The sequence below is a fragment of the Streptomyces sp. NPDC107550 genome (assembly GCF_055639095.1).
The window spans coordinates 79,439-102,751 of record NZ_JBVKBC010000024.1; the positions used below are offsets into that span (position 1 = coordinate 79,439).

The following is a 23,313-nucleotide window of genomic DNA, read 5'->3' on the forward strand; positions in this document are numbered from 1 at the left end:
TCGGTCTGAGCAAGCGCTTAGACAACCCGATGGGAGGTCTCTGGAGATGGCGGAGCCGCGCGTTTTCAAGGGTGTCGACGAGCTGAGGAACGCCGTGGGCGAGCAGCTCGGGTACAGCGACTGGGTGGAGGTCGACCAGGCCCGCATCGACCGGTTCGCGGAGGCGACCGGCGATCACCAGTGGATCCATGTCGACCCCGAGCGCGCGAAGGACGGTCCCTTCGGCACGACCATCGCCCACGGCTATCTGACGCTGTCGCTGCTGCCGCTGTTCGGGCCGCAGCTCATCACCGTGGACGGCATGAAGATGGGCGTCAACTACGGGACGAACAAGGTCCGTTTCCCCGCGCCCGTGCCGGTCGGCTCCCGCCTGCGGGCGACGGCGGTCATCACGAACGTGGACGACGTACCCGGCGGCGTCCAGGTGTCGGTGGCGTTCACCGTGGAGCGCGAGGGCGGCGACAAGCCCGTATGCGTCGCCGAGTCGGTCTCCCGCTACTACCTCTGAGCCGCCGCCCCTACCTCTCGACCGCGCCGACCATCCGCAGGACGAGGTCGGCGTAGAGGGCGCCCACCTCGTCGGGGGTGCGGCGCCCCTCCGCGGTGAACCAGCGGGCCACGTCGATGCACAGGGAGAGCACGGCGAGGGTGGTGCCCGGCACGTCGGGCACCTCGAACTCGCCCGAGCGCACCCCGTCCTCGATGATCTCGCGGACCGCCGCGTCGCTCTGCCGGCGCAGCGCCACGATGCCGGGCCGGTGCTCCTCGCCGAGCGAGTCCAGCTCGTACTGGACGACGCGCGCGGTGGTGTGGTGGCCGGCGTGCCAGCGGACGAACGAGCGGACCGCCTCGGCGAGCCGCTCGGCCGCGGTGCCCTCGGACTCCACGGCACGGCGCAGGATCTCCAGCGCCTTCTCGTGGCCGATGCGGCTGATCCGGAGGAGCAGCTCCTCCTTGGTCTTGTAGTGGATGTAGAGCGCGGCCGGGCTCATGCCGGCCCGGCTCGCGATGTCGCGGGTCGTGGTCGCGTGGTAGCCGCGCGCCGCGAACGCCTCGACGGCCGCGACGAGCAGCCGGCGCGCCGCGTCCGGGGTGACCTCGGACCACGGCATCTCGTCGACCGCGTCCTGCCCGTCCTGCGTCATGCTTGCGCTCACATCCTCTCGGCTCGGTGGCCTCACCATACCCGCCGAGGTGAGCGACCGCTTAGCGTGCCTTGTCGCGGGCGCGGTGAGTGGGGAGCAGCGAGCGGTAAGCAGTCAGCCGTGCGGTACGGGTCAGGCGACCGGCTTGAACGGGTCGTGCTCCGCGAGGATCTTGTCCAGGCGCGCCTGGTCGACCCGGCTGACGAGCTGCCCGGCCTCCTGCCGGTCCCGGATGATCTTGGCGAGGGTGAACGCGGACGTCGTCAGGTACAGGACCGAGATGGCGAGGAAGGCGCGGATCCAGCCGCTCACGTCGAGGCTGTAGACGCCGATGGCGACCGCCGCGAGCGCGACGGCGAAGGAGGCGACGGCCTGGCCGTAGAAGGCGGCCGTGGACTGCTGCTTGACCGGGTTCTCATTCATGGCAGCAGCATGGAGCGGGCGTGGCCGCCGTCACATCCGCTCCGCTACCTAGGTGCGTACTCAGTCGCTCAGAACGCCGACACCCCGGTCAGGGCGCGGCCGATGATGAGCTTCTGGATCTGGCTCGTGCCCTCGTACAGCGTCATGACGCGGGCGTCGCGCAGCAGCTTGCCGACCGGGTACTCGTCGATGTAGCCGTAGCCGCCGAAGACCTGGAGGGCGTTGTTCGCGCAGCGCACGGCGGCTTCGGACGCGTACAGCTTGGCCTGCGAGGACGCGGTGGCGAAGTCCTTGCCGCGGTCGATGAGGTCGGCGACGCGCCAGGTCAGCAGGCGGGCCGCCTCGACGTCCACGGCGATGTCGCTGATCAGTTCCTGCACGAGCTGGTACGAGGCGATGGGCTTGCCGAACTGCTCGCGCTCGGCCGCGTAGCCCACGGCCGCGTCCAGGGCCGCCTGCGCGATGCCGACGCAGCCCGCCGCGACCGACATACGACCCTTGGCGAGCGCGCCCATGGCGATGGAGAAGCCCTTGCCCTCGGGGCCGAGCATCGCGGAGGCGGGCACGCGGACGTCCTCGAGGACCAGTTCCGCCGTGGCCTGTCCGCGCAGGCCGAGCTTGCCGTGGACGGTGTTGCGGGTCAGGCCCGGCGTCGAGGTGGGGACGAGGAACGCGGAGATGCCCTTGTGTCCGGGGGCGTCGGTGGAGCGGGCGAACAGCAGGACGACGTCGGCCCAGGTGCCGTTGGTGATGAACATCTTCGTGCCGTTGATGACGTACTCGTCGCCGTCCCGGACCGCGCGCGTGGTCAGGTGCGCGGCGTCCGAGCCGTTGCCGGGTTCGGTCAGGCCGAAGCAGCCGAGGGCGTCGCCCGAGGTGAGCCGGGGCAGCCAGGCACGCTTCTGCTCCTCGCTGCCGTGCGCCTGGACGGTCTTGGCGACCAGGCCGAGAGAGACGGAGACGATGCCGCGCACCGAGGAGTCGCCACGCCCCAGCTCCTCGGTGACCAGGCAGTACGCGAGGTGGTCGCCGCCGCTGCCGCCGTACTCCTCGTCGATGGTCAGGCCGAGGAAGCCGACCTCGCCGAGCTTCTTGACGAGCGAGCGGTCCACTTCCTCCGCGCGGTCCCAGGCCACGACGTGCGGCGCGATCTCGCGGCCCACGAAGTCCGCGGCCAGCCGCCGTACGGCTTCCTGCTCCTCGCTCAGCTCCAGATCCATGGCCGGCTCCCACACTTAAATTAGCACTGCTAGTTTTCGGCTGTCGGCCCTACTATGTGCCGCATGGCCCGACCGCGCAAGCCCCTGCTGAGCACCGACCGCATCGTCGGCGCGGCCCGTGCTCTCGTCGACGCCGAGGGGCTCGCGGCCGTGTCCACGCGGCGGCTCGCGGCCGAGCTGGGTGTCAGCGGGCCCTCGCTGTACAACCACTTCGCCACCAAGGACGAGATCCTGGAGGCCGTCGCCGACTCGGTCAGCGCGCAGGTCGACTTGTCGATGTTCGAACCCGGCGACTCACGTGACTGGCGTACGGCACTGCGCGACTGGGCCGTCTCCTACCGGGAGGCCCTGCGCGCGCATCCGAACATCGTCCCGGTGCTGGCCCAGGGGCCGGGCCGGCGGCCCGCCGGACTGCGGCTCGCGGACGCGGTGTTCGGCGCGATGGTGGACGCGGGCTGGCCGCCGGCGCAGGCCACGTCCATCGGGGCGCTCATGCGGTACTACGTCATGGGGTCCGCCATCGGCTCGTTCGCGGGCGGCTTCGTGGACGACGAGGACGCCTACGACCCGGCCGACTACCCCCATCTCGGACAGGCGCACCTGCTGGCCGAGCGCGGTACGGTCGTCAACGACCGGGCGTTCGAGACGGGCCTGACCGCCCTGCTCGACGGACTCGCGCTCCAGTACGCGGCCCTGCCCGCCGCCACCGGGACCGCCTGACGGTTCGGCCTCCGCCGAACTCTTGCGGCATGCTGGGGGTATGACCGACCTCCGCCCCGCGCCGGGAGCCCCCACCGAGGACGGCACGGACGCGCCCGCGCCCGCCGCCCGGCTCGCCGCGTTCGCCGCCGCCCTGGCCGACGAGACCCGGGCCGCGATCTGTATGACGCTGCTCGAAGGGCGCGCGTGGACGGCCGGTGAGCTGGCCCGGATCACCGGGGTCGCGCCCTCGACCGTGAGCGGGCATCTGACCCGACTGCTCGACGCGGGCATCTGCGTGACGGAGCGTCAGGGGCGGCACAGCTATGTGCGGATCACCGACACGGCGACGGCCCGCCTGATCGACGCGCTCGCCTCGCACGCCGTACCGGACCGCGACGCCGCGCACCTCGTGCCGGTGGTGGCGGCGCCCGATCCGCTGGCCCGCGCCCGCACCTGCTACGACCACTTCGCGGGGCGCCTCGGGATGGCGGTGACCGACGCCCTCGCCGAGCGCGGGCTGCTGCGTACGGAGGGCGTCTTCGAGCTGACCCCGGCGGGCCTCGCGTGGTGCGCGGACGCCGGGATCGACCTCGCCCACCGGGGGCGGCGCCCGCTCGCCAGCTCCTGCCTGGACTGGACGGAGCGCCGCCGCCACCTCGGCGGGGTGGCGGGCGCCCGGCTGTGCGCGCAGGCGCTGCGCCTGGAGTGGGTGGTGCGCCCCGAGGGCGGCGGCCGGGGCCTGTGCGTGACGCCGGCGGGCGAGCGGGCGTTCGCCGAACTGCTGGGGCTGACACCGAAGGCGTGGGACTGAGCGGGCTGCTGGGCTGACCCCCGAAGGCGTGGGACTGGGGGAGGTGACGGCGGGCGGTCGATATTTCGGTGTGCACCGAATAGTTGCGCGCTTATACTCGGCCGCATGACCTCCCCCCGGGCCCTGACCCGCTCCCCCGCCGCGCTGATCGTCGGCGCCGTCTGTTTCACCGTGTGCGCCTGGGCCTCCGCCTTCGTCGCCATCCGCAGCGCGGGCGCCGCCTACTCACCGGGCGCACTGGCCCTCGGCCGGCTGCTCGCCGCGTCCGTCGTGCTCGGGGCGCTGGTCCTGATCCGCCGCGAGGGGCTGCCCCCGCGCGGCGCGTGGCGCGGCATCGTGATCTCGGGGCTGCTCTGGTTCGGCGGCTACATGGTGGTCCTGAACTGGGGCGAGCGGCTGGTGGACGCGGGTACGGCCGCCCTCCTGGTGAACGTGGGCCCGATCCTGATGGCCCTGCTCGCCGCCCGGCTGCTGGGCGAGGGGCTGCCGCCGCGCCTGATGGCGGGCATGGCCGTGTCGTTCGCGGGCGCCGCGGTCGTGGGCCTGTCCATGTCCTCGGGGTCCTCGGGCGGCGACAGCGGCTCGACCTCCCTGCTCGGCGTGGTGTTGTGCCTGCTGGCGGCGGTGGCGTACGCGTCGGGTGTCGTCGCGCAGAAGCCCGCCCTGTCGTACGGCACGCCGTTGCAGATCACGGCGTTCAGCTGCTTCATCGGCGCGGCGGCCTGTCTGCCGTTCGCCGGGCAGTTGGCGTCGGAGCTGCCCCGGGCGCCGCTGTCGGCGACGCTCAACATGGTGTACCTGGGCGTCGTGCCGACCGCCCTCGCCTTCACGACGTGGAGCTTCGCTCTCGCCCGTACGCCCGCCGGGAAGATGGGCGCGACGACCTACGCGGTGCCCGCCATCGTCGTGCTGCTGAGCTGGCTGTTCCTCGGCGAGGTGCCGGGGCTGCTGACGCTGCTCGGCGGCGTGCTGTGCCTGGCGGGCGTGGCCGTGTCGCGCTCCCGCGCGCGGACCGCGCCGGCGGTCACGGAGCCGACGGCCACGCCGACCCCGGAGACGACCTCGGAAACCGCCCCGACGGCGGGCCCGGGGGCGGCCCCGGAGGCGGCCGCCTCCGGGGCCGGCGAGAACGCGCCGACGACCTCCTGACCCGCCCGCCCCGCATCCGGCGGGGTCACGCGGATTCGAGAGCCGCCACGTCCAGCTTGCCCATCTTCATCATCGCCGCCATCACCCGCCCGGCCCGCGCCGGATCCGGGTCCGCGAGGAGTTCGGGCAGGCGGCGCGGCACGATCTGCCAGGACAGGCCGAAGCGGTCCTTGAGCCAGCCGCAGGGGCCAGGCTCGCCGCCGTCCGCCGTCAGCCGCTCCCACAGGGTGTCGACCTCGGCCTGGTCGGCGCAGTCGACGGAGAGCGAGATCGCCTCCGTGAAGTGGAACTCGGGGCCGCCGTTGAGCGCCTGGTACTCGGTGCCGGCGAGGCGGAACTCGATGGTCAGGACCTTGCCGGCCTCCCCGGGTCCCTCCTCGCCCCAGCGCTGCACGGTGAGGATCTCGGAGCCGGGGAAGAGGGAGACGTAGAACTCCACGGCCTCCTCGGCGTCGCCGTCGAACCACAGGCAGGGACGGATCTTCTGCGGGCCGCGGGGGCCCTGGCTGTCGGACGTGGTCATGACGCGTCTCCTTCGTCGCTCACGGTCAGGCTTGTCGTAGGAAGGACCGCCCGCAACCGCGGAACTCATCGCCCGGACCGCCCCTCGTCCCCTCAGGAAGTACCTGTACAGTGCACAGGCTTGGCGTGGACCGCACGCCCGTGACCCGGGAGGGGTGGATGGCAGGGATCGCCGATGGCTCGACGGCCCGGGAATCCGGGGGCGGTTGGGCGTCCGGCTCCAGACAGTTCGGTCTTCAGGTGCTGCGCGGATACGGTCAAGTCACCTTTCTGCCCCGCGCACTTGCCGGTCTCTTCTTCGCCGTGGCGATGTTCGCCTCCGGCTGGGAGTACGGCGTGTACGCGCTCGTGGGCACCGCCGTGGGTACGGGCACCGCGGTCGCGCTCGGCGTGGACCGCACCCGTGTCACGACCGGCCTCGAAGGGTTCAACGCCTGTCTGACGGCGCTGTGCTGCGCGGTGTTCCTCGGCGCGGAGCATGTCTCGACGGTGCTCGTCGCGGTGCTCGGCTGCGTCGTCGTCACGGTCGTCACGGCGGCCGTGGTGAACGTCCTGGCGACCTGGGAACTGCCCTCCCTCACACTCCCGTACTGCCTGCTCGCGGGCGCGCTGACCATCGCGGCGCCCGGCTTCCAGCGGGTCTGGCACGAGGGCCCCGACCCGGCGGCGCTGACGCACGCGGCGGCCGGTTCGACCTCGCTCGGCCCGGACGACCTGTGGCGGGCGTTCTTCCGCAACTTCTCGCAGATCTTCTTCATGCCGCAGTGGTACGTGGGCGCGCTGCTGCTCGCCGGCCTCTTCGTGGCGAGCCGGCGGGTCGGCGCGGTCGCCTGCTTCGGCAGCGTCGTCGGGATCGCGGCGGCGTGGGCCATGGGCGCCCCGGCCGCGCAGGTCACCGACGGCACGATGGGCTACAACGCGGTGCTGGTGGCGCTCGCGCTGTGCGGGGTGTTCCTCCCGGCGCGCGGGATCACGCTCGCGTACGCGGGGGTGGGCGCCGTGGCCGCGACGGCGGTGACGGCGTCGATGGCGGCGCTGTTCGCGCCCTCGGGCGGACACACGTTCACCTGGCCGTTCGTGCTGACGACGCTGGTGTTCCTCGCGGCGGCCCGCTCGTTCACGCGGCTGCGGGACTGACCAGGCCGGCTTTCCCGTACGGACGCCCCCGGCGTGTCCCCTCGCGGGGCGGCCGGGGGCGTACGCGTTCCTGGCGCGGGGGGCCGGGCGGGGTGCCCCCGGCGATGCGGGTGTCCCGGGGGTGCCGGGGCTCAGAAGACGATGAGCGCGCGGCCGCCCTTGCCCGCCGCCATGTTGTCGAAGGCGGCGGGGATGCCGTCGAGCGTGATGCGTTCGGTGACGAGGGCGCCGAGGTCGAGGCGGCCCTCGCGGACATGCGCGGCGAGGACGGGGAGGTCGCGGGCCGGGTCGCTGTTGCCGTAGACGCAGCCGCTGAGGGTGCGGCCCCAGTGGAAGATCTCCAGGGCGTTGAAGGTGACCTGCTGGTCCTTGCCGCCGATGCCGACGACCGTGGTCCGCCCGCCCCGGCGCGTGGACTCCCAGGCGGCGCGGATGCTGACGGCGCGGCCCGCGCACTCGACGGCGACGTCGACGCCCTGCTTGCCGGTGAGGGCGCGGATCTCGCGCGGGGTCCGCTCGGAGGCGACGACGTAGTCGGTGGCGCCGGCGCGGCGGGCCAGGTCCTCCTTCTCGGACGTCACGTCCACGGCGACGATCTTCGAGGCGCCGGCGATGCGGGCGGCCTGGAGGGTGGCGAGTCCGACGCCGCCGACCCCGTACACGGCGACGCTCTCGCCCTCGCGGACGCGGGCCGCGTGGTGGACGGCGCCGTAGCCGGTGAGGACCGCGCAGCCGAGGAGGGCGGCGTCGGTGAGCGGGACGCCATCGGGCAGCGGCAGGGCGCAGGCGGCGGGGACGACGGTCTCCTCGGCGAACGCGGCGACGTTCAGACCGGGGTGCAAGTCGGAGCCGTCCGAGGCACGGCGGGCGTGGACGCGGCCCGCGCCCGCGAGCGCGTCGGCGCACAGCCAGACCTCGCCGAGCGAGCAGGCGTGGCAACGGCCGCACGCGGGCGCCCAGTTGAGGACGACCTGATCGCCCTCCGCGAGATGGCCGACGCCCTCTCCTACGGCGACGACGGTTCCGGCGCCCTCGTGGCCGAGCACGGCTGGGACGGGGACGCGCATCGTGCCGTCGGCGAGCGAGAGGTCGGAGTGGCAGACGCCGGCGGCGGCCAGCCGGACGCGGACCTCACCGGGGCCCGGGTCGGGCAGGTCGATGTCGGTCAGCTCCAGCGGGGAGCCGACGGCGGGCAGAACTGCGGCGCGGACCATGACGTACGTGACTCCTCAGAACGGTCAGAACGGAACGGCCGGAACGGAGCTTTCGCAACGAAGCGGCCGGAACTGGAGTGCCGGGGGCGGGAGTTCAGAACTGGAGGGACTTCGTCTGGAGGTACTCCGCGAGCCCGTGGCCGCCCAGTTCGCGGCCGACGCCGGACTGCTTGTAACCGCCGAAGGGGGCAAGGGGGTTGAAGCGGCCGCCGTTGATGTCGACCTGGCCGGTGTCCATGCGGCGGGCGAAGGCGACGGCCTCGTCCTCCTCACCGGCCCAGACGGCTCCGGCGAGCCCGTACACGGTGCCGTTGGCGATGCGCAGGGCCTCGTCCTCGTCCGCGTAACGCAGCAGGGAGACGACGGGGCCGAAGATCTCCTCCTGCGCGATGGTCATCCCGGGGGTGACGTCCGCGAAGACGGTCGGCGGGACGTGGTGGCCGCGCTCGTGCGGGGTGTCGGTGCCGCCCGCGACGAGCCGGGCGCCCTCCGCGATCCCCTGCTCGATGTAGCCGCGGACGCGCTCGCGCTGCTTGGCGTTGACGAGCGGGCCGATGCGGTCGGCGTACTTGGCGGCGGCCTCGGCGGCGAGGTCCACGGCCTCGTCGTACTGGTCGGCGTGGACGAGGACGCGGGTCCAGGCGCTGCACGTCTGGCCGGAGTTGCCCATGACGTTGGCGACGCTGACGGCGACGGCCTTGGCGAGATCGGCGGAGGGCAGGATCACGCTCGCGGACTTGCCGCCGAGTTCGAGGGCGACACGCTTGACGGCGCCGCCCGCGACGGCTCCGATGCGGCGGCCCACGGCGGTGGAGCCGGTGAACGAGACGAGGTCCACGTCCGGGTGCGCGGCCAGGGCCTCGCCGGCGACCGGGCCGAGGCCGGTGACGAGGTTGAACACGCCCGCGGGGACGCCCGCCTCGTGGACGGCCTCGGCGAAGAGCTGCGCGGTCAGCGGGGTGTCCTCGGCGGGCTTCAGTACGACGGTGCAGCCTGCGGCGAGCGCGGGGGCGACCTTGGCGACGATCTGGTGCAGCGGGTAGTTCCACGGGGTGATGGCGCCTACGACGCCGACCGGCTCGCTGTAGACGACGGAGTTGCCGACCTTCTCCTCGAAGGGGTGGGTGGCGGCGAGTTCGGCGTAGGAGCCGGCGACGAGTACGGGGACGCCGGCGTGCACGGTCTGGGAGAACTTCAAGGGGGCGCCGAGTTCCGCGGTGACCGTCTCGGCGATCTCGTCCCTGCGGGCGGCCAGGCGGTCGCGGAGGGCCGTCAGGCGGGCGGATCGCTCCGCGGGTGGGGTGGTCGACCATGCGGGGAGTGCGGTGCGGGCCGCCTTGACCGCCGCGGCCACGTCTGTGGGGGTTCCCGCCGGGACGTGGGCGATGACCTCTTCGGTCGCCGGGTTGTGTACGGGGATCTTCTCGTCGGTCGTCGCTGCGCGCCAGGCGCCGTCGATGTACATCCCGTCGTGCGCCTTCATGTCACGCCTCCGCGTCCGCGTCCTCGGTCCCCTCCAAACTAGCGGCGATAGTTTTCTAGCACCAGGGTCAATGTACGGGCTGGGGGTGCGGCTGGTCGGGCGGTTCCCGGCGTTTCTTGGGGGGTGCCCCTTCGGGCGGCTCCTCCGACTGACGGTTTCGCCGTGGTCGCTCGCGCAGTTCCCCGCGCCCCTGGGGAGTTCTCCGGCGGAGGCTGCTCGTAGCTGAGGTCGCGCAGTTCCCCGCGCCCCTTAGGTGGGTGGGTGGCTCCGGCCGGTGGGTTACCTCGACTTTCGTCGTGGTCGCTCGCGCAGTTCCCCGCGCCCCTGGGGTGGGTGGGTGGCTCCGGCCGGTGGGTTTCCTCGACTTTCGTCGTGGCTGGTCGCGCAGTTCCCCGCGCCCCTGGAGGGGCGACTGCGTCGCCACCTCCCCCCTGGGGAAGCTGGGGCGAAGCCCCGCTTCCAGGGGCGCGGGGAACTGCGCGAGAAGCCCCACGCACCCGCAGACAACCACGCACGGTAGTGCCCCGAAGGGGCGCGGGGAACTGCGCGACCAGCCACCCACCGGCCCGCAGGTGAAGGCCAACCTCAGGGGGCAGTCCCATAAGGGGCGCGGGGAACTGCGCGGCCAGCCTCCACTCACCCGCAGGTGAACGACGACCTCAGGGACCCGCCAGCGCCAGCGACCCCCGCTTACAAGATTCCGAAGAGGAACCCCGCACACAGGATGACCAGCGCCGTCAGCGCCGCCCACTTCACCGTGAACCGGGTGTGATCACCGAACTCCACCTTCGCCATCCCGACCAGCACATACACCGCCGGCACAAGAGGGCTCGACATATGCAACGGCTGCCCGACAAGCGACGCCCGCGCGATCTCCAGCGAGGAGACCCCGTGCGCGGCCCCCGCCTCGGAGAGCACCGGCAGGATGCCGAAGTAGAAGCCGTCGTTGGACATGAAGTACGTGAACGGGATCGACAGCACCCCGGTGACGAGCGCCATGTGCGGCCCCATCCAGTCGGGGATACCGCTGACGACCCACTTGGCCATGTGGTCGACCATCCCCGTGCCCTGGAGGACGCCGGTGAAGACCGCGGCGGCGAAGACCATGCCGGCGACGTTGAGGACGTTCTCCGCGTGGGCCCCGATCCGGTCCTTCTGGTCGGGCATGTGCGGGAAGTTGACCGTGAGGGCGAGCGCCGCGCCGAGCAGGAACAGCACCGGGATCGGCAGCACCTCCATGATCATGGCGGTGAGCAGGACGACGGTCAGCAGGGCGTTGAACCAGTACAGCTTGGGCCGCAGGGTCGCCCGCCGCGGGTCGAGCCCGGCGAACGTCTCGCCCTCGTCGTTCTCGTACGAGGGTGCCGTGTCGCCCCCGCCCACACCGCCGCCGGAGCCCGCGGCCGAGCCGGAGCCCGCGGCCGAGCCGGAGCCCGCGGCCGAGCCGGAGCCGGAACCAGAGCCGGAGCCTGCGGACACGAGGACCTTCTCGTCGGCGCTCTCCGTGACCGTCTCGGTGGCCTCGTCCAGGGAGAGGAAACCGAGCCGCTTGCGCTCGCGGCGGCCGAGCACGTACGAGAGGGCGAAGACAGCGACGAGGCCGACGGCGAGGGCCGGGATCATCGGCACGAAGATGTCACCGGCGTCGAGCTTGAGCGCGGTGGCGGCACGGGCGGTGGGCCCGCCCCAGGGCAGCGTGTTCATGACGCCGTTGGCGGTGGCGGCGACGCCGGTCATCACGACGAGGCTCATCTTGAGGCGCTTGTACAGCGGGTACATCGCCGAGACCGTGATCATGAAGGTGGTGGAGCCGTCGCCGTCGAGGGAGACGATCGCGGCGAGCACGGCGGTGCCGACGACGATGCGTACGGGGTCGGCCTTCGCGAACTTCAGGATCGCGCGCACGATCGGGTCGAAGAGGCCCACGTCGATCATCACACCGAAGTAGACGATGGCGAACATGAGCATGGCGGCGGTGGGCGCGAGGTCACCGATGCCGGCGATCACGTAATCACCGAGGTGGGCGCCCTTGCCCACGAGGACACAGAACAGCGCGGGGATGAGCACGAGGGCCGCGATCGGCGACACCTTCTTCATCATGATGAGCACCAGGAAGGTGGCGATCATGACGAATCCGAGGATCGTCAGCATGGGGTGGGTTCCTATCGTTCGCCGTCGAACTTCCGCCCGGGGGTGGCGGTCAGCGAGACGTTAGGGGCCGTCTCCGCGCGTTAACAAGATGTTGACGCGCGAGCAATAAGCGCAAAACTCCAGGTCACAGCCGTGTGACGACCAGGGGGCCGGTCAGTCGAGGATGCGGGCGAGGTAGGCGCGCAGGAGTTGCCGTGTCTCCGCGATGACGTCGGGGTCGCCGTCGGGGTCGAGGCGGAACGCGAGCCGGACCAGGGCGTCGGCGGTCTCGACGGCGACGAGGAACGTGCGGTGCAGCACGTCGTCCTGCGGGTGGCGCAGATGGGGGCGCAGCAGGTCACCGAGAGTGTCGGCGACGCGGTGGTTGGGCTCGGCGGAGGGGTCGCCGATGGGGATCTGGGTGCCGAAGTCGACGAGGGCGAAGCCGGGCGCGGTGCGCTTCATGGCGAGGTATTCGTCCAGTACGGCGTCCATGGCGGTGCGCCAGTCGTCGGCGGGGACGGTGGCGAGGCGGGCGCGGACCCGCTCGGCGTAGCGCTCCAGGTTGCGTTGGGCGAGGGCGTCGACGAGGGCGCGTTTGTTGCTGAAGAAGCGGTAGACCGAGCCGATGGGAACGTCGGCGCGCAGAGCGACGTCGCGGGTGCTCAACTCCTCGTAGCCGCTCTCGTCGAGGAGTTCGGCGCAGGCGTCGAGTATCCGGCTCAGCCGCTCGGCGCTGCGCTGCTGAACGGGGGCCCGGCGCAGGGAGGTCGGGTGGCTCGGTCGGTGCATGCGGCAACCCTACGGCGGGGGCGCGCCGTCCGTGCCGGACGCGGTGAGGTCGGCGGTGGCCTCGACGGGTTCGCCGTCCACGGCCCACGCGGTGTGGTCGTCGGCGTACAGGCGCACGGCGAGCCGGTGGGTGCCGCGGCTGAGGGCGGCGCCGGGCAGCCGGTGGTCGCGGGTGCGGGCGCCGGCCAGGAAGCGGCCGTCGAGGTAGAGGCGGGCGTAGCCGCGCCCGTGGACGGCCCGGGGCGCGGTGCCGGCGGGGGTGAGGCGGAAGCGGCGGAGCGTGATCCGTACGTCGAAGCCGTCGCCGCCCGGGTCGGGGGTGAGCGTCAACCCGGCCTCGGGCGCCTCGTCTGCGGGGAGCTGGCGCAGCCGGTTGCCCTCGGCGTCGGTGCGCTCCAGGAGGGTGCCGGCGCCGCGCGGTCCCGGCGCGTCGCCGCAGCCGGTGGCGCCGGTGAGCAGGGCGCAGGCCAGGAGGGCGGCGGCGAGGGCGCGGGGCCCTGGTCTTCGCGGCATGTCCCGGACAGTAGAGGACTGTTCACGTTCGCGGATCCGCCGCGAGGAGGAATACGTCAGAGGGACGAGTCGGCCGTGCGCCGCGCCCTCTTGCGCGGGCCTCCGGGCAATCCTACGGTTGAGCATAGGAATTGTGGACGAGGGAGCGTTGATGAGCGGGGACGCACGCAAGACGGCCGAGAGCCTCACGTATCTGCCGGGCTTCGGCAACGAACACTCCTCGGAGGCGGTCCCGGGCGCGCTCCCGGTGGGGCGCAACTCCCCGCAGCGCGGGCCGCTCGGGCTGTACGCGGAGCAGTTGAGCGGCACGGCCTTCACCGAGCCCCGCGCGCACAACCGGCGTTCGTGGCTGTACCGGGTGCGCCCGTCGGCGGCGCACCCGGAGTTCACCCGGATCGACAACGGGTCGGTGCGCACGGCCCCCTTCACGGAGACCGTCCCCGACCCCAACCGGCGGCGCTGGGACCCGCTGCCCGCGCCCGCGCCGGGCACGGACTGGCTGGCGGGCCTGTGGACGCTCGGCGGCAACGGTGACGCGACGCAGCGCACCGGCATGGCCGTCCACCTCTACCACGCCAACTCCTCCATGACGGAAAGGGTGTTCAGCGACGCGGACGGCGAGCTGCTGATCGTGCCCGAGCGCGGCGGGCTGCTGCTGCGCACGGAGTTCGGGCTGCTCGCGGCGGGCCCCGGCGAGGTCGCGCTCGTGCCGCGCGGGGTGCGCTTCCGGGTGGAGCTGCTCGACGACACCGCGCGCGGGTACGTCTGCGAGAACTACGGGGCGCCCTTCCAGCTCCCCGACCTCGGCCCGATCGGGGCCAACGGCCTTGCCAACGCACGGGACTTCAGGGCGCCGGTCGCCGCGTACGACGAGGACGAGCTGGACCGCCCGGTCGACGTCGTCAACAAGTTCTGCGGGAACCTCTGGCACGCCCGCTACGACCACTCCCCCCTCGACGTCGTCGCCTGGCACGGCAATCACGTCCCGTACGTGTACGACCTGCGGCGGTTCAACGTCATCGGGTCCATCTCCTACGACCACCCGGACCCCTCGATCTTCACGGTCCTCACCTCGCCCTCGGACACGCCGGGGCTCGCGGGCGTCGACTTCGTGGTGTTCGCGCCGAGGTGGCTGGTGGGCGAGGACACGTTCCGCCCGCCGTACTTCCACCGGAACGTCATGAGCGAGTACATGGGGCTCATCGAGGGGGCGTACGACGCGAAGACCGCCGGGGAGGGCGGGTTCGTGCCGGGTGGGGGCTCCCTGCACAACATGATGTCCGCGCACGGGCCCGACCGGGAGACGTTCGATCGGGCCTCCGCGGCTGAGCTGGTGCCGCGGAAGGTCGATGACGGGCTGGCGTTCATGTTCGAGACGCGGTGGCCCGTGACGGTTGCTGCGCAGGCTTTGGGGGGATCTTTGCAGGAGGGGTATGACGAGGTGTGGCGGGGGTTGGAGCGCCACTACCGCGCTTAGCCGCGCCTGGCATGTTCGGGGTGGGCCCAGCCCCCTGGGGTGGGTTTTCGTCTTCGGCTTCGTCGTGGTTGCTCGCGCAGTTCCCCGCGCCCCCAGGTGAGTGGGCCGGCCCGTGGGTTCTTCGTCCTCGACTCTCGTCGTGGCTGGTCGCGCAGTTCCCCGCGCCCCTGGAGGGGCGACTACGTCGCCACCTCCCCCGGGCCCCGATAGGGGCGCGGGGAACTGCGCGGCCAGCCCACCACCGGACCCGCAGGTGAACCGCGACCCCAGGGGGCTGCCCCTCGTACCCGCTCACAGGAACCGTCCGGTTGAAATGGGGGGCCCGGACCGATACGGATGAACCCGTGACCTCATTCGCCCCGGACTCGATCGTCCTGAACCGCAAGCTGCCGCTCTGGTATCAGGTGTCGCAGTCCCTGCGCGCCTCCATACTCGGCCGCTCCCCCCAGGACCCTTTGCGCCTCCCCACGGAGGAACAACTGGCCGCCCATTACGGCGTCTCCGTACTGACGATGCGCCAGGCCCTGAAGGAGCTGGAGGACGAGGGCCTGATCACCCGGCACCGCCGCCGCGGCACGTTCATCGAACCGGAGGCCCACCAGAGCGCCCCGGTCCGCCTGCTGGGCTCGGTGGACGCGATCGTGGCGCAGCAGTCCGGCATGACGACCCGCCTGCTCGACCACGGCCCCGCCCCGGTCCCGGTGACGTACGCGGACCAGTTCCCGGGGACGGAGACCGTCGCCACGTACCACCGCCTGCGCAGCGACGAGAAGACGGGCGAGCCCACGAACCACGCCCGCAACTATCTGCGCCCCGAACTGGCGGACCGCCTGGACGTGGACGATCTGGTGCGCTGGCCGATGACGAAGGTGCTGCGCGATGTCGTGGGCGTGCGGATCAGCCGCATCACGGACTCCGTGGAGGCCCGCCTCGCCGACCCGGAGACGGCCCGCCTGCTGCAAGTGCCGCTGCTGAGCCCGATCCTGCACTACACGGGCATCACGTACGACGAGGACGGCCGGGTGCTCGACGTGGCGGTGATCCATTACCGCGGCGACCGCTTCTCGTTCACGGTGACGCTGGACGCCGACTGAGGGCGCGGCCGGGGACGTAGCATGCCGGGCGTGACGAACGACGGGCTGATCCACGCGACACCGCTCGCGGACCTCATGCCGTGGTCCGTGGCCCCGCTGACCCTCGGCCGGGACTGGCCGGTCGCGCCGGACGCGGCGACGCTGAGGGCGCGTTGGGACACGTTCGTCGCGGCGGGACCGGCGCGGCGGGCGGCGCTGCTCGGGGAGTCGCGGGCCCGCACCCTGCACACGGCGGCGGCCCGGCTGCCCGGCGTCGAGGGCGCCGGCACCCGCCCGCTGGCCGGGACGCTCGGGCCCTGCCCCGAACCGGTGCGGCTGCTGCACGCCCCCTTCGACGAGCGGTGGCTCATCCCGGACCAGCGCCTGATCGACGCGGCGCGCCCGGAGCTGTGGCGGGTGGCGGACGCGGCGCAGCTGTTCCTCGTGGAGCAGCCCCCGGAGCCGGGCGCGGCCCCGCCGGTGCTGGCGTCGGCGGTGCTGCCCCGGGGCCGCTCGTACGACGGGCGCCCGGGCCGGATCCGCCCGCTGTACCGGCGCCCCGGCGGCGCCGAGCCGAACGTGGCGCCGGGCCTGCTCGCCCACCTGTCCGCCGGCTACGGGCACCCGGTGTCGGAGCGGGACCTGTTCGCGTGGGTGCTGGTGGCGGCGGCCCGGGACGGCAAGGAGTGCCGGGTGCCGCTGCCCGCGGACCCGGACGTGTGGCGGCGGGGCGTCGAACTCGGCGCGCGGGCCCTGCGGTCGGCCCTGCGCGGCGAGGGCGCCGACCGCCCGAGGCTGCCCGGCGGCCGCCGCCCGTACGTGCGCGCGCCGCTGCCCGCGCGGCCAGGCGCACCGGCGTACGACCCCGGCGAGGAGGCGCTGCTCCTCGGGGAGGGCCGGATCGCGCCGGTGTCGGAGGCGGCCTGGGAGTTCCGGGTGGGCGCGGCCCGGGTGATCGAGGAGTGGTGCGCGGCGCGGACCGCGCCGGGCGAGAGCGGCACGCTGACAGCGGTGCGTCCCGCGTCCTGGCCGCAGGCGTGGACGTCGGAGCTGCTGGAGCTGGTGACGGTCCTGACCCTGCTCGCCGAACTGACCGCCGAGGTGGACGAGTTGACCGAGGCGCTGGGCGACGACCTCATCACGCCCGAGGCGTTGCGGGCGGCCGGGGTGCTGCCCGTGCCCGCGTCGGCGCGCCGCCCGGCGACGGTCCTCGGCCATCAAGAAGAGGGCCCGGGCGGCCAGTTCGCCCTGTTGTAGCGCCCCGGGCCGCTATCCGGCTCCGCTCGCTTCCGCCGCGAATCCGTCGAGGGTCCTGCGCAGCGCGCGCTCGAAGACGGCTTCCAGGTCGATGGGGCCCGCGTCCTCGCTGAAGGCCGCGGCGAGGCGCGGGTAGCGGCCGGAGGCGACCTGGCCGCCGAGGTAGGCGATCCGTACCGCCTGCTCCTGCTCGGCGCTCCAGGGCAGTGAGCGAGTGCGCTCCTCGGTGGCGATCTCGTTGGCGACGTACGTGGTGACGACGCCGGTGACCGCCGCGATCAGCTCCATCTTCGTGCCGTAGGGCAGGGCGAGCGGGTCGAGCAGGCCGAGGCAGTGCTCCAGGTAGCGCAGGGCGTTGGGGCTGAAGCCGTACACGGGCGACATCAGGCGCGGCATCCACGGGTGCCGGTGCATCATCGCGCGGGCCTGCCGGGCGAGGGCGAGCATGTCGGCGCGCCAGTCTCCGGTGGGCTCCGCGTAGTCGTACTCGGCGCTGACGGCGTCGACCATCAGCTCGTACAGGTCCTCCTTGCGCGGCACGTAGTTGTACAGGGACATCGTGCCCATGCCGAGTTCGGCGGCGACGCGGCGCATGGAGACCGCGTCGATGCCCTCGGCGTCGGCCACGCGCACGGCGGCGGCCGCGATGTCCGCGCGGCTGTGCGCGGGACGCGGGCCCCTTCCGGCGCGCTCGGGTCGCGCCCAGATCACTGCGGGTTCGGCCGCTTTGACCGGCATGGATCATCACCTCTCGCACCATCGTAGTTACGTACGCCGTACGTAGTGCGGTACGGTGTCGCCATGACTTCTACGTACGCTGTACTTAGTGAAGGTCTGGAGAAGCGTTTCGGCACTGGCACGAAGGCCGTCCACGCCGTACGCGGGCTCGATCTGGCCGTGCGGGAGGGCACGGTCTGCGGTCTGCTCGGGCGCAACGGCGCGGGCAAGACGACGGCCGTACGCCTGTTGACGACCCTGCTGCGGCCGGACGCGGGGCGCGCGCTCGTCGCCGGGTACGACGTCCGCGCCGCGCCGCAGGAGGTGCGCCGCCGCATCGGCGTGACCGGCCAGTACGCGTCGGTGGACGACGATCTGACGGGCCGCGAGAACCTGCGGCTGTTCGCCCGCCTGCTGCGCGCGCCCCGCGCGCGTGCCGACGAGCTGATCGATCGGTTCGCGCTCACCGACGCGGCCGACCGGGTCGTACGGACGTACTCGGGAGGCATGCGGCGCCGCCTCGACCTCGCCGCAAGCCTGATCACGCGGCCGGCCGTCCTCTTCCTGGACGAGCCGACGACGGGCCTCGATCCGCACAGCCGTACCGGCATCTGGGACGCGGTGCGCGAGCTGTCCCGTACCGGCACCACCGTCGTGCTGACCACGCAGTACCTGGAAGAGGCCGACCGGCTCGCCGACGAGGTCGTCCTGATCGACGAGGGCCGCGCCGCCCACTCCGGCACCCCGGCCGAACTCAAGGCGCGGATCGGGCACTACGCCGAGGTCGTCGTCGCCGAGGACGCGGGCGAGCGCGCGCTGCACGCGGCGGCCGTCGTCCTCGACCAGCTCACCGGCGCCCGCCCCGCGATCGACGGCGAGCGGCGCACGGTCGGCGCGGTCGCCCTCGACCCGGCGCTCACGCTGCCGCGCGTGGTCCGCGAACTCGACGCGTCCGGCGTGCCCGTGGTGGACGCCACGCTGCGCCCGCCCACGCTCGACGAGGTGTTCCTGCGCCTCACCCCGACCCGCTCCCCCGCCACCCCCGCGACCGAGGAGGCCGCCGCATGAGCAGCACCGCGATCCTGTACGACGGCACGGCGATGCTGGGCCGCCATCTGCGGCGCGCCCGGCACGCGCCCGCGATCCTGATCATGACGCAGACGATGCCGATCGTCTTCCTGCTGTTCTTCGGGTACGTGTTCGGGACCGCGCTGGCGATGCCCGGCACCGACTACCGGGCGTTCCTCGTGCCGGGGATGCTGGTGGCGACGGCCGCGAACGGGGTCATGACCGGCATGTTCACCGCCGCGCAGGACTCCCACCGGGGCGTGATGGACCGCTTCCGGACGCTGCCGGTGAGCCGGGCGGCCGTGCCGCTGGGGCAGGCGGTCGCGGATCTCGTGACGGCGGCGGTGGGCCTGGTGCCGCTGGTGCTCGTGGGGCTCGCGATGGGCTGGCGGATCGAGGGCGGGGTGGCGGGGGCGCTCGGCGCGTTCGGGCTGCTGCTGCTGTTCCGGTTCGCCACGACCTGGGTGGGCGTGCTGCTCGGGCTCCTCTCGCGCAGCGAGGAGGCGGCGGGCCAGTTGGGCAGCGCCACGTTCATGCTGCCGCTGCTGTCGAACGCGTACATCCCGACGGACGGGATGCCGGGCTGGGTGCGCACGCTCGCGGAGTGGAACCCGATCAGCGCGGTGTGCACGGCGGTACGGGGCCTCTTCGGCAACGCGCCGGTGCCGCACGGCGCGAGCTGGCCCGTGGCGCATCCCGTGGCGGGCTCGCTGGCCTGGTGCGCGGCGCTGATCCTGCTGTGCGCGCCGGCGGCCGTACGGCGCTGCGGGCGCGGGTGAGTTCGTGTGGCGCCGGGGGCCAGGCACGTCCGGGCCGGAGGCTGGGAGTCGGCGCTGAGGCCAGCCCCCTCAGGGGCGCGGGGAACTGCGCGACCAGCCACCTCGCACCCGGCACTCTGGGGCGCTGCCCCAGCCCCCGCTCCTCAAGCGCCGGAGGGGCTGGGAGTCGGCGCTGCCGGTGAGCCGGATGGCGCTGGGTGTGGGTGAGCCGTACGGCGCCGTATGGGGGTGGGTCGGGGGGCCGGAGACGGCCGAGGCCCGCGGCCCTGTCCCGCGCCGGGGCGTCCGCCGCATGCCGTGGGGATGACGGTCACGAAGATGCGCGGCGGTACGCCTGGTGGCGCGCGGTGGGACGCGGGCCTCGGCCCTGCCGGTCGGGCGGCCTGGAGCCTGCCCTTCGGATCGGGCCGGTCACGGAATCCGTGAGCCCGGCCTGATCCGAAGGGAAGCGCCTAGTGGCCGCCGAACAGCGAGCGGCGCAGTCGCCGCAGGGGCGCGAACAGCGAGACGCGGCGCACCCGTGCGCGACGTCCACTGCGCTCGTGCGCGACGTCACGCGCGGTCAGCTCACGCATCAGCGTCGTCGCCTCGACCGTCTCGCGCTGCGGGACGGCGGGGCCGCCGAGCACCGAGAGATGGCGGTCGAGCCGCGAGCTGGTCGCGCTGCTTCCGCAGGTGATCGCAGGCACTCGTGGCCTGCTGCGCACTGTTATCTGTTCCATGTCACTCCCCACCCGTACGAGGGCACCCGGCCCGGGCAGGTTAACCCTATCGCCCCATCGCCACCCCCGTGTATCCCGGGCGCAGGATTCACCTCCCCCGCCCTGGGGTTGACGCCCCCTTGTCGGTCACTCTCCGAATTCGATTGAATTCAGGGTGAGTTGGACAAGCTGGGCGTCTTTCCGTCCGGAATGCGGCGCGCTTCGGGGGGCCTGTGACGGTGAGTGAGGAGTGGGGTGAGGTCAAGCCGGGGGCCTGGACGGCGTGTCGGGGGGTTCGGGGAACGTGGGTGATCTCACGCGTGGCTCGTGATCATCAGTACGGATGGGTGTTTAGGGGACAGGGAGTCCAGCGGCGGGGGTCGCCAGCAGCTTGGGTGGGCGGCCCCGCCCGGTGGCCATCCTCGACTCTCGTCGTGGCTGAGCGCGCAGTTCCCCGCGCCCCTGGGGAGTCATCGAGGTGAGGCCCGCTGCCCTGAACGTTGCGCAGTTCCCCGCGCCCCTGAGGAGCGGGGCTTCGCCCCAGCTCCCCAGGGGAGGAGGTGGCGAAGCCCCGCCCCTCCAGGGGCGCGGGGAACTGCGCGACCAGCCACCCACCGGGCCGCAGGTGAACGACGACCCCAGGGCACGCGGTGGTGACCCTCAGTCCCGGGCGGGGGGCCACCACCGTTCACCGGCGCCGCAAAGACAGGCCGTCAGGCCGCTGACGTGAAGACGGGCAGATAGCCGCCCGACTGCCCGGCGGCCGTCGGATGGTACGACTCGCCGATGTTGGTCCAGTTGACGCTGTGCAGCCAGGCGGAACCGGAGCAGATCTCATGCCCGGTGAAGGCCGGGGTGACATCCGCGAAGGCGACGCCATTGTCGGCCGCACGCTTGGCGGTGGTGGAGTTGAGCAGGTCGGCCGCGCTGTTGATGGCGGAGCGCTTGGTGTCGGACAGGCCCGCGATGCAGGACCCGCCGAGCTTGTAGAAGCGGGGGTAGCCGAGAACGACGACGCGGGCGTTCGGAGCCTTGGCCTTGATCGCCTGGTACACCTGGTCGAGCTTGGCGGGCAGGGTCGAAGTGACGTAGGCGCGTGCCTGGTTGATCCGGTCGAGACAGGTGCTCTCGGAGTTGAGGACGCAGGTGGTCATGACGTCGGAGAAGCCGGCGTCGTTGCCGCCGATGGTGATCGAGACGGTGCCGGTGCCGGCTCCGAGCGGGCCGAGCTGGTTGGCGAGGACATCACCCGTACGAGCGCCCGCGCACGCCGTGAAGGCGAAGCTGGAGGGTGAGTGGGCCGCCGCCCACAGGGCCGGATACGCCTTGGTGGAGCGCTTGCAGTCGCCGCTCGCACTGTCGTAGCTGCCGGAGCCGACGCCGGACGAGTAGGAGTCGCCGAGGGCGACGTAGCCGGTGGGGGCGGCGCTGCCGGCCGCGTGCGCCACGCCCGCGCCGGTGAGGGCGACCGTGGCGGCGAAGAGGAACGAGGTCACGTATGCCGTAAATCGGGAACGTCTCATGGAACCTCCTTTTAGCAGGATCTCTGCCGCAACCGTGGTACCACGGAGCCCAGTTACCGGGAAGTACTCACGCCTGACATTCGTCTGCCGTTCGATTACAGGTACATGTCAGAGCGACGCCCGGACGGGTCATACCCCCAACTGCCGTGCGCTACGCCCGTAGACGCGCGCTCCCCGCCGTACGGGCGCCGGGGGCGCGCTGCGCAAATGCCGTGCGGGCGGCGCCCGTGTGCCGGATCATGGCGGCATGTCTGCCAACCCCTTCGACGCGTTGCAGGTCCGGCTGGGTGTCGACGACAGCGACTCGCCCTCCGACGTCGTGGACGCGCTGTTCCTCGGCCGCTTCGCCACGGGCGAGCAGCCGTTCTCGCACGCCGCCAACATCGACCGGGTGCGGGCCGGCGCGACGCTGCTGCCGCCCCAGGCGCGCGTCCTGCGCAGCGCCCGCGACGACGACCGCAGCGCGACGCTCGCCGAGGGCGACGGCTGGACGCTCCTGGTCTCCCGGTGGAACCGGGGCGCCGACGTCACCGTCACCGCGACCAGCGCCGAACTCGCCGAGCGCGTCCTCGCCGCCGCGACCGAGGGCGCCGCCGACGAGCCCGAACCGCAGCCGGAGAACGTGTCGATGGGCTTCTGGTACGTCTCCCCGCGCCGGGGCCCGCACCGCACCACGCGGCAGATCTCGGCCGGTACGTGGGAGGAGGTGCGGGGCAACTACACGGCCCCGGTCGCCGACGCGATGGACCGGCTGATGAAGACCCGGCCCGAGGACATCGCCGGGCGGCTGCTCCTGCTGCACGGGCCGCCCGGCACCGGCAAGACCTCCGCGCTGCGTACGCTCGCGCGGTCCTGGCGGGACTGGTGCCAGGTGGACTGCGTCCTCGACCCCGAGCGGCTGTTCTCCGACGTCGGCTACCTCATGGACATCGCCATCGGGGAGGACGACGGCACGGCCAAGGGGCGATGGCGGCTGCTGCTCCTGGAGGACTGCGACGAGCTGATCCGCGGGGAGGCGAAGCACACCGCCGGGCAGGCGTTGTCGCGGCTGCTCAATCTGACGGACGGGCTGCTCGGGCAGGGGCGCAACGTGCTCGTCGGGGTCACCACCAATGAGGACCTTGAGCGGTTGCATCCTGCGGTGGTGCGGCCCGGGCGGTGTCTTGCGCGGATCGAGGTGGGGGCGCTTACCCGGCGGGAGGCGGTGGGGTGGCTCGGCACGGAGGAGGGGGTCGGGCGGGACGGTTGTACTCTGGCGGAGTTGTACGCCTTGCGCCGCGGGGTCTCGCCGACAGCAGTGCCGGATCCTCGAACGGCCTCCCCAGAGGCGGGCCTGTACCTCTGAGAACGCCCTTCCCGGCTCTCCCCGCGCCCCTAGGTAAGTGGGTGGCTCCGGCCGGTGGGTTTCCTCGACTTTCGTCGTGGCTGGTCGCGCAGTTCCCCGCGCCCCTGGAGGGGCGACTGCGTCGCCACCTCC

General features: G+C 72.7%; 23 protein-coding genes. 11 read left to right on the forward strand and 12 right to left on the reverse strand.

Annotation, left to right across the window (positions count from 1 at the left end; all coding sequences use genetic code 11):
- Nucleotides 1-46: 46 nt before the first annotated feature.
- Nucleotides 47-508, forward strand: a complete 462-nt coding sequence (locus tag ACZ7LY_RS26090; RefSeq protein WP_471627139.1) for a MaoC family dehydratase — start codon at nt 47-49, stop codon at nt 506-508.
- Between the two features lie 10 nt (nt 509-518).
- Here the strand turns inward: ACZ7LY_RS26090 and ACZ7LY_RS26095 are convergent, their stop codons facing one another.
- The 3 genes from ACZ7LY_RS26095 to ACZ7LY_RS26105 all read right to left on the reverse strand — a co-directional run bounded on the left by ACZ7LY_RS26095 (nt 519) and on the right by ACZ7LY_RS26105 (nt 2,788).
- Nucleotides 519-1,145, reverse strand: coding sequence for a TetR/AcrR family transcriptional regulator (locus tag ACZ7LY_RS26095; protein WP_471627140.1), 627 nt, complete (start codon nt 1,143-1,145; stop codon nt 519-521).
- Nucleotides 1,146-1,277: 132 nt separating this feature from the next.
- Nucleotides 1,278-1,568 carry a YiaA/YiaB family inner membrane protein gene (locus tag ACZ7LY_RS26100; protein WP_471627141.1) on the reverse strand — a complete coding sequence of 97 codons (291 nt, stop codon included), beginning with the start codon at nt 1,566-1,568 and terminating at the stop codon, nt 1,278-1,280.
- Nucleotides 1,569-1,636: 68 nt separating this feature from the next.
- The gene (locus ACZ7LY_RS26105) at nt 1,637-2,788 is read right to left on the reverse strand and encodes an acyl-CoA dehydrogenase family protein (RefSeq protein ID WP_471627142.1); all 1,152 of its coding nucleotides are present in this window, start codon (nt 2,786-2,788) and stop codon (nt 1,637-1,639) included.
- Nucleotides 2,789-2,851: 63 nt separating this feature from the next.
- Here ACZ7LY_RS26105 and ACZ7LY_RS26110 point away from each other — a divergent pair, with 63 nt between their 5' ends.
- From ACZ7LY_RS26110 to ACZ7LY_RS26120, 3 genes are all read left to right on the forward strand, one after another.
- Complete coding sequence (locus ACZ7LY_RS26110) at nt 2,852-3,508, forward strand: TetR/AcrR family transcriptional regulator (RefSeq protein ID WP_471627143.1); 657 nt, start codon at nt 2,852-2,854, stop codon at nt 3,506-3,508.
- 40 nt (nt 3,509-3,548) lie between these two features.
- Nucleotides 3,549-4,301 carry an ArsR/SmtB family transcription factor gene (locus ACZ7LY_RS26115; RefSeq protein ID WP_471627144.1) on the forward strand — a complete coding sequence of 251 codons (753 nt, stop codon included), beginning with the start codon at nt 3,549-3,551 and terminating at the stop codon, nt 4,299-4,301.
- Between the two features lie 105 nt (nt 4,302-4,406).
- Entirely contained in the window at nt 4,407-5,450 is a 1,044-nt protein-coding gene (locus tag ACZ7LY_RS26120) for a DMT family transporter (RefSeq protein ID WP_471627145.1), read from the forward strand.
- Nucleotides 5,451-5,475: 25 nt separating this feature from the next.
- Here ACZ7LY_RS26120 and ACZ7LY_RS26125 read toward each other — a convergent pair whose 3' ends face one another.
- Nucleotides 5,476-5,973, reverse strand: a complete 498-nt coding sequence (locus tag ACZ7LY_RS26125) for a VOC family protein (protein WP_471627146.1) — start codon at nt 5,971-5,973, stop codon at nt 5,476-5,478.
- 158 nt (nt 5,974-6,131) lie between these two features.
- Between ACZ7LY_RS26125 and ACZ7LY_RS26130 the strand changes: the two genes are divergently transcribed.
- Nucleotides 6,132-7,109 (forward strand): urea transporter, encoded by a 978-nt coding sequence (locus ACZ7LY_RS26130; RefSeq protein ID WP_471627147.1) that lies wholly within the window; start codon nt 6,132-6,134, stop codon nt 7,107-7,109.
- Nucleotides 7,110-7,240: 131 nt separating this feature from the next.
- On the opposite strand, the gene ACZ7LY_RS26135 is transcribed toward ACZ7LY_RS26130, so the two are convergent.
- The 5 genes from ACZ7LY_RS26135 to ACZ7LY_RS26155 all read right to left on the reverse strand — a co-directional run bounded on the left by ACZ7LY_RS26135 (nt 7,241) and on the right by ACZ7LY_RS26155 (nt 13,241).
- The gene (locus ACZ7LY_RS26135) at nt 7,241-8,323 is read right to left on the reverse strand and encodes a Zn-dependent alcohol dehydrogenase (protein ID WP_471627148.1); all 1,083 of its coding nucleotides are present in this window, start codon (nt 8,321-8,323) and stop codon (nt 7,241-7,243) included.
- Between the two features lie 94 nt (nt 8,324-8,417).
- On the reverse strand, nt 8,418-9,806 hold the full coding sequence (locus tag ACZ7LY_RS26140) for an aldehyde dehydrogenase family protein (RefSeq protein ID WP_471627149.1): 1,389 nt from the start codon (nt 9,804-9,806) through the stop codon (nt 8,418-8,420).
- Between the two features lie 690 nt (nt 9,807-10,496).
- On the reverse strand, nt 10,497-11,957 hold the full coding sequence (locus ACZ7LY_RS26145) for a CitMHS family transporter (protein WP_471627150.1): 1,461 nt from the start codon (nt 11,955-11,957) through the stop codon (nt 10,497-10,499).
- 153 nt (nt 11,958-12,110) lie between these two features.
- Complete coding sequence (locus tag ACZ7LY_RS26150; protein WP_471627151.1) at nt 12,111-12,728, reverse strand: TetR/AcrR family transcriptional regulator; 618 nt, start codon at nt 12,726-12,728, stop codon at nt 12,111-12,113.
- A gap of 9 nt (nt 12,729-12,737) precedes the next feature.
- Nucleotides 12,738-13,241: a hypothetical protein gene (locus tag ACZ7LY_RS26155; protein ID WP_471627152.1), complete on the reverse strand. Its 504-nt coding sequence runs from the start codon at nt 13,239-13,241 to the stop codon at nt 12,738-12,740.
- 151 nt (nt 13,242-13,392) lie between these two features.
- On the opposite strand from ACZ7LY_RS26155, the gene hmgA reads away from it, so the two are divergent.
- From hmgA to ACZ7LY_RS26170, 3 genes are all read left to right on the forward strand, one after another.
- Nucleotides 13,393-14,718, forward strand: coding sequence for a homogentisate 1,2-dioxygenase (gene hmgA, locus ACZ7LY_RS26160; protein ID WP_471627153.1), 1,326 nt, complete (start codon nt 13,393-13,395; stop codon nt 14,716-14,718).
- Between the two features lie 344 nt (nt 14,719-15,062).
- Nucleotides 15,063-15,812 (forward strand): GntR family transcriptional regulator, encoded by a 750-nt coding sequence (locus ACZ7LY_RS26165; protein ID WP_471627154.1) that lies wholly within the window; start codon nt 15,063-15,065, stop codon nt 15,810-15,812.
- 21 nt (nt 15,813-15,833) lie between these two features.
- Entirely contained in the window at nt 15,834-17,048 is a 1,215-nt protein-coding gene (locus ACZ7LY_RS26170) for a type ISP restriction/modification enzyme (protein ID WP_471627155.1), read from the forward strand.
- A 12-nt stretch (nt 17,049-17,060) separates the two neighbouring features.
- Here the strand turns inward: ACZ7LY_RS26170 and ACZ7LY_RS26175 are convergent, their stop codons facing one another.
- Nucleotides 17,061-17,786 carry a TetR/AcrR family transcriptional regulator gene (locus ACZ7LY_RS26175; protein ID WP_471627156.1) on the reverse strand — a complete coding sequence of 242 codons (726 nt, stop codon included), beginning with the start codon at nt 17,784-17,786 and terminating at the stop codon, nt 17,061-17,063.
- A 63-nt stretch (nt 17,787-17,849) separates the two neighbouring features.
- On the opposite strand from ACZ7LY_RS26175, the gene ACZ7LY_RS26180 reads away from it, so the two are divergent.
- Entirely contained in the window at nt 17,850-18,833 is a 984-nt protein-coding gene (locus ACZ7LY_RS26180) for an ATP-binding cassette domain-containing protein (protein ID WP_471627157.1), read from the forward strand.
- Nucleotides 18,830-19,612: an ABC transporter permease gene (locus tag ACZ7LY_RS26185; RefSeq protein ID WP_471627158.1), complete on the forward strand. Its 783-nt coding sequence runs from the start codon at nt 18,830-18,832 to the stop codon at nt 19,610-19,612. The genes ACZ7LY_RS26180 and ACZ7LY_RS26185 overlap by 4 nt, the downstream gene beginning before the upstream one ends.
- A gap of 452 nt (nt 19,613-20,064) precedes the next feature.
- On the opposite strand, the gene ACZ7LY_RS26190 is transcribed toward ACZ7LY_RS26185, so the two are convergent.
- Both ACZ7LY_RS26190 and ACZ7LY_RS26195 read right to left on the reverse strand, forming a co-directional pair.
- Nucleotides 20,065-20,334: a hypothetical protein gene (locus ACZ7LY_RS26190; RefSeq protein ID WP_471627159.1), complete on the reverse strand. Its 270-nt coding sequence runs from the start codon at nt 20,332-20,334 to the stop codon at nt 20,065-20,067.
- A gap of 692 nt (nt 20,335-21,026) precedes the next feature.
- Nucleotides 21,027-21,836, reverse strand: a complete 810-nt coding sequence (locus tag ACZ7LY_RS26195) for an SGNH/GDSL hydrolase family protein (protein WP_471627160.1) — start codon at nt 21,834-21,836, stop codon at nt 21,027-21,029.
- A gap of 247 nt (nt 21,837-22,083) precedes the next feature.
- On the opposite strand from ACZ7LY_RS26195, the gene ACZ7LY_RS26200 reads away from it, so the two are divergent.
- The gene (locus tag ACZ7LY_RS26200; RefSeq protein ID WP_471627161.1) at nt 22,084-23,181 is read left to right on the forward strand and encodes a DUF5925 domain-containing protein; all 1,098 of its coding nucleotides are present in this window, start codon (nt 22,084-22,086) and stop codon (nt 23,179-23,181) included.
- Nucleotides 23,182-23,313: the final 132 nt, after the last annotated feature.

Excerpts from the sequence above, each read along its gene's own strand:
- ACZ7LY_RS26090 (WP_471627139.1), top strand. The coding sequence starts at position 47 with ATGGCGGAGCCGCGCGTTTTCAAGGGTGTCGACGAGCTGAGGAACGCC.
- ACZ7LY_RS26095 (WP_471627140.1), bottom strand. The coding sequence starts at position 1,145 with ATGACGCAGGACGGGCAGGACGCGGTCGACGAGATGCCGTGGTCCGAG.
- ACZ7LY_RS26100 (WP_471627141.1), bottom strand. The coding sequence starts at position 1,568 with ATGAATGAGAACCCGGTCAAGCAGCAGTCCACGGCCGCCTTCTACGGC.
- ACZ7LY_RS26105 (WP_471627142.1), bottom strand. The coding sequence starts at position 2,788 with ATGGATCTGGAGCTGAGCGAGGAGCAGGAAGCCGTACGGCGGCTGGCC.
- ACZ7LY_RS26110 (WP_471627143.1), top strand. The coding sequence starts at position 2,852 with ATGGCCCGACCGCGCAAGCCCCTGCTGAGCACCGACCGCATCGTCGGC.
- ACZ7LY_RS26115 (WP_471627144.1), top strand. The coding sequence starts at position 3,549 with ATGACCGACCTCCGCCCCGCGCCGGGAGCCCCCACCGAGGACGGCACG.
- ACZ7LY_RS26120 (WP_471627145.1), top strand. The coding sequence starts at position 4,407 with ATGACCTCCCCCCGGGCCCTGACCCGCTCCCCCGCCGCGCTGATCGTC.
- ACZ7LY_RS26125 (WP_471627146.1), bottom strand. The coding sequence starts at position 5,973 with ATGACCACGTCCGACAGCCAGGGCCCCCGCGGCCCGCAGAAGATCCGT.
- ACZ7LY_RS26130 (WP_471627147.1), top strand. The coding sequence starts at position 6,132 with ATGGCAGGGATCGCCGATGGCTCGACGGCCCGGGAATCCGGGGGCGGT.
- ACZ7LY_RS26135 (WP_471627148.1), bottom strand. The coding sequence starts at position 8,323 with ATGGTCCGCGCCGCAGTTCTGCCCGCCGTCGGCTCCCCGCTGGAGCTG.
- ACZ7LY_RS26140 (WP_471627149.1), bottom strand. The coding sequence starts at position 9,806 with ATGAAGGCGCACGACGGGATGTACATCGACGGCGCCTGGCGCGCAGCG.
- ACZ7LY_RS26145 (WP_471627150.1), bottom strand. The coding sequence starts at position 11,957 with ATGCTGACGATCCTCGGATTCGTCATGATCGCCACCTTCCTGGTGCTC.
- ACZ7LY_RS26150 (WP_471627151.1), bottom strand. The coding sequence starts at position 12,728 with ATGCACCGACCGAGCCACCCGACCTCCCTGCGCCGGGCCCCCGTTCAG.
- ACZ7LY_RS26155 (WP_471627152.1), bottom strand. The coding sequence starts at position 13,241 with ATGCCGCGAAGACCAGGGCCCCGCGCCCTCGCCGCCGCCCTCCTGGCC.
- hmgA (WP_471627153.1), top strand. The coding sequence starts at position 13,393 with ATGAGCGGGGACGCACGCAAGACGGCCGAGAGCCTCACGTATCTGCCG.
- ACZ7LY_RS26170 (WP_471627155.1), top strand. The coding sequence starts at position 15,834 with ATGCCGGGCGTGACGAACGACGGGCTGATCCACGCGACACCGCTCGCG.
- ACZ7LY_RS26175 (WP_471627156.1), bottom strand. The coding sequence starts at position 17,786 with ATGCCGGTCAAAGCGGCCGAACCCGCAGTGATCTGGGCGCGACCCGAG.
- ACZ7LY_RS26180 (WP_471627157.1), top strand. The coding sequence starts at position 17,850 with ATGACTTCTACGTACGCTGTACTTAGTGAAGGTCTGGAGAAGCGTTTC.
- ACZ7LY_RS26185 (WP_471627158.1), top strand. The coding sequence starts at position 18,830 with ATGAGCAGCACCGCGATCCTGTACGACGGCACGGCGATGCTGGGCCGC.
- ACZ7LY_RS26190 (WP_471627159.1), bottom strand. The coding sequence starts at position 20,334 with ATGGAACAGATAACAGTGCGCAGCAGGCCACGAGTGCCTGCGATCACC.
- ACZ7LY_RS26195 (WP_471627160.1), bottom strand. The coding sequence starts at position 21,836 with ATGAGACGTTCCCGATTTACGGCATACGTGACCTCGTTCCTCTTCGCC.
- ACZ7LY_RS26200 (WP_471627161.1), top strand. The coding sequence starts at position 22,084 with ATGTCTGCCAACCCCTTCGACGCGTTGCAGGTCCGGCTGGGTGTCGAC.